The following is a 267-nucleotide window of genomic DNA, read 5'->3' on the forward strand; positions in this document are numbered from 1 at the left end:
ACTGCCGGGTGGCAGGGGCAGTAGGAATCGAACCTACAACCTTCGGTTTTGGAGACCGACGCTCTGCCAATTGAGCTATACCCCTAGAACCGAAAAAAATCAGTCGATGATCTTGGCCACGACGCCGGCGCCGACGGTGCGACCGCCTTCACGGATGGCGAAGCGCAGGCCTTCTTCCATGGCGATGGGGGCGATCAGCTTGACGGTGATCGACACGTTGTCGCCGGGCATGACCATTTCCTTGCCTTCGGGCAGCTCGATGGAGCC

At 59.9% G+C, this 267-nt stretch carries 1 tRNA gene and 1 pseudogene; both read right to left on the bottom strand.

Going from position 1 to position 267, the window contains the following annotated elements:
* Window positions 1-9: 9 nt before the first annotated feature.
* Window positions 10-85: transfer RNA gene (locus HA630_RS02625), tRNA-Trp, on the bottom strand.
* Between the two features lie 14 nt (window positions 86-99).
* Window positions 100-267 (bottom strand): annotated as a pseudogene (gene tuf, locus HA630_RS02630) (elongation factor Tu); the annotation flags it as partial.

The sequence above is a fragment of the Aquabacterium sp. A08 genome, from assembly GCF_011742065.1.